At 42.8% G+C, this 8,266-nt stretch carries 9 protein-coding genes and 1 pseudogene; 1 reads left to right on the forward strand and 9 read right to left on the reverse strand.

Translation table 11 applies throughout. From position 1 onward, the window contains the following. Positions 1-510 precede the first annotated feature (510 nt). The 8 genes from RIG27_RS15130 to RIG27_RS15165 all read right to left on the reverse strand — a co-directional run bounded on the left by RIG27_RS15130 (position 511) and on the right by RIG27_RS15165 (position 7,632). Positions 511-1,314, reverse strand: coding sequence for a M48 family metallopeptidase (locus RIG27_RS15130; RefSeq protein ID WP_446346422.1), 804 nt, complete (start codon positions 1,312-1,314; stop codon positions 511-513). A 33-nt stretch (positions 1,315-1,347) separates the two neighbouring features. Beyond that, positions 1,348-1,962, reverse strand: coding sequence for an REP-associated tyrosine transposase (locus RIG27_RS15135; protein WP_446346424.1), 615 nt, complete (start codon positions 1,960-1,962; stop codon positions 1,348-1,350). 295 nt (positions 1,963-2,257) lie between these two features. After that, the gene (locus RIG27_RS15140) at positions 2,258-2,956 is read right to left on the reverse strand and encodes a TIGR00266 family protein (RefSeq protein WP_446346426.1); all 699 of its coding nucleotides are present in this window, start codon (positions 2,954-2,956) and stop codon (positions 2,258-2,260) included. 78 nt (positions 2,957-3,034) lie between these two features. Beyond that, positions 3,035-3,712 (reverse strand): TIGR00266 family protein, encoded by a 678-nt coding sequence (locus RIG27_RS15145; RefSeq protein ID WP_446346428.1) that lies wholly within the window; start codon positions 3,710-3,712, stop codon positions 3,035-3,037. A gap of 24 nt (positions 3,713-3,736) precedes the next feature. After that, positions 3,737-4,399, reverse strand: coding sequence for a TIGR00266 family protein (locus RIG27_RS15150; protein ID WP_446346430.1), 663 nt, complete (start codon positions 4,397-4,399; stop codon positions 3,737-3,739). A 204-nt stretch (positions 4,400-4,603) separates the two neighbouring features. Continuing rightward, on the reverse strand, positions 4,604-5,632 hold the full coding sequence (locus RIG27_RS15155; RefSeq protein WP_446346432.1) for a serine/threonine protein kinase: 1,029 nt from the start codon (positions 5,630-5,632) through the stop codon (positions 4,604-4,606). 273 nt (positions 5,633-5,905) lie between these two features. Further along, entirely contained in the window at positions 5,906-6,769 is an 864-nt protein-coding gene (locus RIG27_RS15160; RefSeq protein WP_446346434.1) for an XDD3 family exosortase-dependent surface protein, read from the reverse strand. Between the two features lie 656 nt (positions 6,770-7,425). Further along, positions 7,426-7,632, reverse strand: coding sequence for a helix-turn-helix transcriptional regulator (locus RIG27_RS15165; protein ID WP_446346436.1), 207 nt, complete (start codon positions 7,630-7,632; stop codon positions 7,426-7,428). A gap of 159 nt (positions 7,633-7,791) precedes the next feature. Between RIG27_RS15165 and RIG27_RS15170 the strand changes: the two genes are divergently transcribed. Then, entirely contained in the window at positions 7,792-7,992 is a 201-nt protein-coding gene (locus RIG27_RS15170; RefSeq protein ID WP_446346438.1) for a hypothetical protein, read from the forward strand. Positions 7,993-8,066: 74 nt separating this feature from the next. Here the strand turns inward: RIG27_RS15170 and RIG27_RS15175 are convergent. Further along, positions 8,067-8,266: pseudogene (locus tag RIG27_RS15175) on the reverse strand (hypothetical protein); the annotation flags it as partial.

Consider the following 8,266-nt stretch of genomic DNA (forward strand, 5'->3'; position numbering starts at 1 on the left):
CTCTTTAATCGCCTGGGGATTGCTGACATAGATAAAGGGAGGAGTGTTATCCCCGCCAATTTTGATCATATCTCCATACCGTTGAGCATAATTATCTAGTGCAAGAAAGCAGAAATAACTGAACAGCTAATATCTCCCCCAGCTTCCCCAGCTCCCTCTGCTCCCCCTGCTTCATCGTATCTACGAAGCGGCTCTTGTATTTTTGCCGCGCTGCACTAGGTAGTCCAATGGGCGAAAAATCAGCTTGATGATCCGGAAAATTCTCAGAAATCGGGGTGTGCGCGGACCTGTGAGTGGTTTCATAGAGTCTTGCTGTTAGCGGCTACTCTTTTTATCTTGCCTAATTTTTCCCGATACGTTGTTCTAAGATTATCAGACGAGCCGTGGGTTTAAACCCACGGCTAAAAGCTCAAGTCAGCTAAAGCTGACTGGATAAGACATAATATTAGTCCATTTTAATGGACTTAAGCTTTTAGCCAAGAACTTGAGTTCTTGGCAGATGCTTATTGTTTATTTCAAGGTTTTTGGTAAAGGCGATCGCGTCCCGATTTCATACCCTTGCTTTTCAATCAAACGTTCCAACTCTTTCACCCGTTTTTTGGGTGCAGGATGGGTTGACAGGAAGGCAAAATTGGCTCCGGATTTCTCACTCATTCGTTCAAAAAAGTCTGTAGCTCCGGCGACATGACCGTAAGTGTCATACAATAACATTAAGCCAAACGCATCCGCTTCCTGTTCCTGTTCCTGAGAATACTGCGATCGCGCAATTGCCTCCACCGCCCCCGAAGCCGCTGACTGTAAGGCTCCTGCATCTCCGAGAAAATAGGCTAAGGCTACCCGTACCACCAACACTCGTCCCAAACCCCGCAGGTGATCTCGGTGAGCAAAATGACCCAATTCATGGGCTAATACCATCATCAATTCATTCTCAGACTCTGCTTGTTCCAGTAAGCCCTGATAAATAACAATAGCATCTCCTGGTAGCGCGATCGCATTCACCGTAGACTCGGGCAAATAAAGCACCTGATAATCCCGCGCTTTTTGCTGTTCAGCAGGAAGTTCCTGTTCCAAACGATCTAATAATTGGTTCAGAGTATCTTGAGTTGGAGACGGTTTAGCTTGTTTCTCATAAACTGGCACAATTACCGCCCCCAATTTTTGCTCCACACTTGGCGGAATCATCCCAATTAAACCATTCACCAACAGATTCAACAGCCAAATAACAGCCACAATAAACCCGATAAATAGACCCAATAAAATTAGGAGTTGGCGATTACTCGGCGGCGGATTGCGATTTGTTGGAGCATTAGACATAGAAAATTCGTTCGTAGTGAGCGCTTTAGCGCTCTAATAATGACCATCTTCCTCAAAATCATCCCAATCTTTACCGTAATCACGCACAGGATATTCAATCCACGCATCTCTCAACCACTGGCGTCCGAAATTTGCCAGATACCAATGAACGCTACTTTCACGCCAATCATAAGGAGATTGGCTCCAGCCATGTTTAACTGGATTGTAATGGAGATAGTTTAAAGCAGCAAAATAATGTCGTTCTGATCGAATAGCGCGATCGCTATAACGATACCAAACCTTACGACGGGTGACATTATCATCCCGATTCCATTGATAAGAAGTACGACCATGTACTAAGCGAAACAGGCGACTCAACTCATCAAAATTAGTCAGATGTACCAAGAGATGATAGTGATTTGGCAGAACAACCCAGGCGCGGATTTCCATCCCAGCCGTTACGAACGCATCAAATAGCAAATTGAGTAACTCTTGGCGGCGACATTCATCCTTAACATGGCACTTGTGTTCATAACAAGCTGCTGTTAAGAGATAAAATTCCTTGTCAGTCACAACATGGGGAGGCGCGTGAGGTGGATAACCACGAGACAAGCGTTGCTGAACTAATTCAGCTCGTTGTGTGGGAGTTAGTCGGCGATATTCATACATAATATTCTGGCTCGTATGTATGTGTATGTATGTATGTATGTAGTCGGCACTTTAGTGCCTAGAAGCGCTAAAGCGCTCACTACAAGCTATTTGTACCTATGTACGTATGTAGTCGGCACTTTAGTGCCTAGAAGCGCTAAAGCGCTCACTACATACTATTTGTACCTATGTACGTATGTAGTCGGCACTTTAGTGCCTCAAAGCGCTGAAGCGCTTACTACATACTATTTTTGTACCTATGTATGTACGTAGTCGGCACTTTAGTGCCTAGAAGCGCTAAAGCGCTCACTACATACTAATTATTACTCTTCGTCGGGCGGAAGGGATTTAAGAAATTAATCAAACTATACAGTTCTCTCGACTGCACCCATAACCGCCCTTCTCCATTAAACCGACAAACCAATCCTTCACCCCCCAAAATCCCCGTTCTTAATCCACGAAACGATAACCCGCCCAGCATTTCTACGTTATAATTTAACGTATCTTCAAATGCCACAATATAACTGGTATCTACCACATAATCTCCAGCCACAGGAATTTCTACAATTGCCCCATAAGAACTAAACCAAATATCCCCTGTCCCAGTTGCCCGAATTAAAAATAAGGACTCACCACTAAAGAAGCCTTTAAACCCCTGAAACTTGGTATCTATTTCTACTGTGGGACTGGCGGCGACAAATCCAGAGGATTGAATCATTAAGCCATTCTCTTGCAAGTAATAATGACAAATATCTCCCGGTACTCCAGGGGAAACATACAACTCTCCTGATTTTCCTTCAGCGGTAAACTCACTAATAAAAAAGGACTCACCACTCACCATTCGCCCAAGTCCTTTCATCAAGCCACCCTTAGCCCTGGACTTCATTTTAATACAAGTATCCATTGCCGCCATAGCACCGGATTCAACTAAAACCGTTTCATTGGTTTTCAAGTTAATCACCAAAGAAGCATAAGATGGTGAATGCTCTATTTTATAAGAAATTCGCTGACTCATGATGATTTATCCTTTATTTAGTTTTCCCACCATTTACGTCCACTTGCTATGAAGGGACGAGACTCAACCTAAACCCGCTCATTGTGGCGGTAGTTTAGAACCAACCTGAGAACCAAAAGCACCAGGATTGTGAGTTTGGCAATAGACGTTTCCTTGTCCTTTAAATCGACAAACCAGTCCTTCTCCGCCCAAAAATGCACTTAGCCAACTCGATCCGGCTTTGGTAATATCAAAATTTAGACTTTTTTCAAAGGCGACAATATGACCTGTATCGACAACATATTCCCCATTGACAGGCACTTTATAAATTCCGCCAAATGAAGTTAACAAGACAACCCCATAACCGCTAAGACTCAACCAAAAAATTGATTCACCTGAAAACAGAGATTTAAACCCTTGAAAGCCGATATCAATATCAACCCCGGATTCACTCGCCAAATACGATGTCGCCTGAACCACTAACTCTTGACCCTTCATCTCATAGACGAGAAGATCACCCATGAGTTTAGGTGCAAGAAAGACTTCTCCCTCAGCAATCGGTGAACGGAACACACTTAAAAATAGCGACTCTCCCGCCACCATGCGTTTGAGTCCACCCAAAATACCGCCACCCTTTCCCTTGCGTAATGTGGTACTGGCATTAATAGAACCATTCATGGCAATCATACAGCCAGCTTGCGCCACTAACTCTTCATTAGCCTCCAGAACAACACGCGCGATCGCACTATCGGGTTGATGCAACAGTTCAATATTCATTATGAAAAAATTTGGAGTGTTATATTAACGCAATTTTGGTTGTAAATAGCTGACTAAACCACTAATACTGCGAGACTGGAGATAAATTTCTCCTGTCCCCGTAAGTCGATTAATGAAGCCTTCGCCAGAAGTCATTGAACCCAATAAACCCCCGGCTAAACCAACATTCATCTTAATTGTTGGTTCATAGGCGACTAAATGACCCGTATCGACAACAAAGTCACCGTTAACTTGCTTTTTCGTCAATCCACCATAAGCACCAAAGAATACCTTACCCTGACCCTTAACTTGAAGTTTGAACAATCCTTCTCCAGAAAACCAACTCTTCAAACCCGCCCACCGCACCCCCAGTTTGACGCCAGGGGTATGGCAAATATAAGCACCGGGTTGAAAGCAAAGGGAACGTTCGCGCAAATCCACACCAACAATGTCGCCAATGGTGGATTGGGTGAGAACTAGGGTTAAGGGTTGTTGCGTTTGATTATGAAATGTATTAACAAATAATGATTCTCCGCCAAAGAACTTTTTCAGTAAGCCTGGGATAAAGCCACCCGAAAACTCCGTCTTCACGGTGAGTCTACCATCCATACTCGTCATCGCACCTGCTTCTGCCGTGATTCTGTCACCGGGATTGAGTGTCAGGAAAATAGCGGCAAAGGCTGGCTTGTAGCGAATTTCATACTCCACTGCCCAATCTCCTCCAACGTAGAGATAGTATTTAGTTTGACAGTAATGGTGCCAATGTCCAGCTTTTGTTAGAAAAATAAACCCTGGTTAAAAAAAATATAATCAGGCAGAGGGCAGAAGGTTCCACAGAAAAAGTACCCAAGGGATAAAGGGGGTTACTTAAGCGGACTTGATATCCTCCCTGACGAAGACGGAGGACATCCGTTAAACGTTTGACCAAAAGGTGATTGGGGAAACGCTACTAACAGGCGTATACATCAGCGAGGAGACTGGTGTTTGCACAGGCGTGGGTTCTTGAGGGATGGCTGTTGGTTTGAACAAGAACCAAGCCGCAATTAAACCTAACACACCAACGATGGCGATGATCGCGCCGATTAAAATAATGGGTGACTTCTGGCGTTTTGAGCCAGGAATTTGGCGCTGCAATCCCAGTAAATCCAGCCATTCCTGCATGGTTGGAGGGCGTTCCTCAACCTGTAGCGCCATCCCGATCAGAATCACTTCATTAGTGCGATCGCTAATTTGTTCGTTAATCTGTTTTGGTGGAATCAATCGCGCTTTCGACAAACAGCGATCCATTGCCGTTGGCGGAATTTCTCCCGTAACTAAAAAGTATAGCGTTGCCGCTAATGAATAAACATCCGTATAAGCTCCTAGGGGAGTGTCCACATTATAAAGCTCTAAGGCATCAAATTCATCTGCTGTATGGGTATCAACCGTTGTTGACGCATCCTCACATCCTCGCGCTAACCCAAAATCAATTAACACGGCTTCTTGTTTATCGGTGCGTAATCGAATATTACTGGGTTTGACATCTCGATGGATTAACCCCGCCTCGTGAATCACTTTTAGCGCTTCGCCAATTTGTTGAATATAAAGCAGCGCTTCTGACTCTGGTAAACCCTTTTGGGCGTGGCTGGCTAAATCGACACCATCCAGATACTCCATGACAATGCCAACCTGATGTCCTTCGACCAACGGTTCTTTAAATTGCACCAGATGAGGATGTCGGCATTTTACCAGCTTTACGGCTTCGCACAAAAACGTTTCCTGAATCTGATCGACTTCCGGTTGGCTGAAGTCGTGGATCAACTTATCACTCAGGGTTTTAACCACCCATTGATGTTTCTTGCGATCCCTAGCCAGATAGGTAACGCTAAATTGTCCGCGTTTTAATTCTTTTTCCAGAATATAATTGTTGCCATGCAACTTCTGTCCAGAAGACCAAGTCATTGCTCAAAGTTAATGATACATATCATCGATTTTGGCATATCTGAATTAAAAGCGAGTAGTTTAGTCGATTATTAATAACCCCCTTCCTAGTCAAGCAAGGGGGTTTGACGGTTAGACATTTAATACTGAAATCTCCGCTGATTAAATTTTGGACAGAATTAAATTAAGTGACTAGCTAGGTGTGGGTTATTTTTTCTCACGGTAGACTTCTGATTCTCCAGCCTAACTCGTTTTTATCTCGACTCAAGGTGATTTTTTCCTTTTCTGGAAGATTTACTGAGAAACACCATTTCCCTTGCGCCGCTTGCTGATCTGACTACCGAGAACAGTTAATCCGAGTCCAAAAAGTCCAACCATTGTAGATGGTTCGGGTGTTTTAATTGCTACACCATCGTTACCGCAATTTTCAAAAACATGAGCAATATAAGTACCTTCAGGTAACAAATCCCTGTTAAAGCTAAATCCAAAAGTTTCACTCCCTTGAGTCTGATCAGTACCCTGAACAAAAAAGTCGAGATCAAGCTCTAACTGGCTGATTAAAGTATTCTGCACCTCATTCTCATCATCAAAAAGAGTAATATTACCTAACCAATCAGCTTCAGCTGGGTCAAATCCGTATGCGATGTAGTTATCTTGTGGTGCGAAATAAGAGTCTGTAGAAGATAAATCCCCCAAGTTTAGCCTTCCATCAGTACCAACTCCGATGTCCTCATAGGTGTAAACTATCTCAAGATCTTTCGTCAATTTTGTCGGGTTTACATTGCCATAAACACCATTAGGGGTATCATCATCATTGCTGAAATTCACAGCATACAAATTGCCATTCTGACTTGCCTGGATGAATGGTAAGTCTGAAAAATTGAAAAAAAGATCGCCCCACTCATAAATACTTCGCCCTTCTAAAGGAAAGTTACCATTAAATGCGACATAGACTTTCCCGGCATTTTCTTTGATAGCCATGCCATAAATTTCATAATCACTATTTCCGTATTCGAGTGGAACATCATTTGTAGAATCGAGCGCATAGTTCCAGCCATTATGTAAGACTCCAGCTTGAGCCGCTTGTCCCATGGCAGAAATTAAGCAAACGGTTGCTGTAACTGTACCCAGCAGAGTGGCAATTTTTTTCGTGTTCATAATAGGGATACCTTTCATAGGAAACAACTATTGACTGTTTTTTGTTGAAGTCCCAGCCTTGACTATAAGTAATCTTACTCTTGACTCTGGAGAAAGAAAATAGTAATTTTACATCTTCATCAAGTTTTTATATGGTTAATTCTTAGAAACAATTATGGAATTAATTGCTCACCGAAAAGTAAACATTGACTAATGTTAAGCATATATTAAAATTAAATTATTCTTATAATGACTGTAAAATTAGCTCTGTCAAGGGATTGCCTCAATTAAAGACTCTCTCAGCTTGTCTGAGATTCCGATAAGTTTTTCCTAAAAAAAGTAATGCTTTATTGAGATATTTCTCCAGTTATTAAATAATAGTGACAGTTGTTTACATCAATCACTTCATTCAATAAGCTAAATTTATAACCTCGTTTTGGCATAGCTAGGAAGTCCTCTTCATGAAAGCTTCATAAAGCGGACTTGGACTTTTATCCTTAAGACTGACGCACAGCCTCTATCTGTTCTATCTGTAGGGTGTGTTAGCGCAGCGTAACGCACCGCCTAATCATGCATTTACAATAGCTTCAGTACCAAGCAAGCGATCGCGTCTTGCCTTTACCTACATTCCTTTCCCAATCAGTTACTCACGTTTGCTGTCTGACTCTTGGGCATCATTAACTATACTCTGCCAACTCGTCTAAGGTTAAATCGAGCAAATCACACAATGCTTTCGTCTGGATGGGGTATAGCTTTGGGATATGTCTGCCAGCTTCCCAATTTTTCACAGTAGTTACCGTCACACCCAATTGATCAGCGACTTGCTGCTGCGTCAGATGCAGTGATTCACGCTGGCGTTTAAGCTTTTCCCCCACACTCATCATTACTGTTTTATTCCAGAATCCTCATGGTTAAATTGACTTAACCATAATTTGCCCGTAGTATAAAGGCAGAACTTCAGATGGTCAGAAAGCCAGTGCATCCCGGCTACCAACCTATTAGCACTGGCTCTGGCTCCAATTTCAGATGGAGACACATTTATTATGCCTTACAAACAACGCCTTTATCCTTGGGTGCTGGTTCGCCTGCTACCCAAAATGCAACAAGTCACAGTAGCACAGTATCGTAGCCGTTCCGATGCTGATGGTCATCTTCGCATACTCCGTCGTCTGATGCCAAATGCCCAATTTGTGGTGATGTTTAATCCGGGTTTACCACCAGAGAATCAGCCAAACTCGCGCTAGCACGTCGGTGGAAAGGGCGCACGTCGGTGCGCCCCTACGGTTTCTGGGCGTGAAGCTCATCAATAAAATATTCCTCAAATCCTTACATAAAGGTAACTTGCTTCTTTTCGGAAGCGAGTATAACAAATGACGAATGACGAATGACAAATGACAAATGACAAATGACAAATGACAAATGACAAATGACAAATGACAAATGACAAATGACAAATGACAAATGACAAATGACAAATGACAAATGACAAATGACAAATGACAAATGACAAATGACAAA

It is taken from the genome of Coleofasciculus sp. F4-SAH-05, from assembly GCF_040222985.1.
GTDB classification, from domain to species: Bacteria; Cyanobacteriota; Cyanobacteriia; order Cyanobacteriales; family Coleofasciculaceae; genus Coleofasciculus; species Coleofasciculus chthonoplastes.